Source organism: Nocardia cyriacigeorgica (genome assembly GCF_010858045.1).
In the GTDB taxonomy this organism is placed as follows: Bacteria; Actinomycetota; Actinomycetes; order Mycobacteriales; family Mycobacteriaceae; genus Nocardia; species Nocardia cyriacigeorgica_E.
This window is the reverse complement of sequence record NZ_JAAGVC010000415.1, coordinates 1-274: the sequence shown is the minus strand read 5'-3', so window position 1 is coordinate 274 and position 274 is coordinate 1. Positions and strand designations below refer to the sequence as shown.

1 pseudogene is annotated in these 274 nt (G+C 70.8%); it reads left to right on the top strand.

Annotated features, from left to right (window positions below):
• Nucleotides 1–274: pseudogene (locus GV790_RS30260) on the top strand (hypothetical protein); the annotation flags it as partial.

Below are 274 nucleotides of genomic sequence, written 5' to 3'. Positions count from 1 at the left end.
GTCGATACGTCACCCGGAGACGACCTGAACGCCACCGTCGCCCTCGGCGCGCTCGGCCGCCACGATGTCGCGGGCCCACTCGCCGATTCGACCCGGCTGGCAGGCTGCGTCGCGGCCGCCGGATACGACCGGACAGTCCTCGGCTCCTCCGATATCACCTTCCGCGGAGCCGATGCGGTCCTGATCTTGGTCGCGGGCACCGCACCGGGAAAGATCACCGCCCTCGTGGTCGAGCCGGGCGGCAGTGTGGGCGACCCGAGAGTGTTGGCCGTCA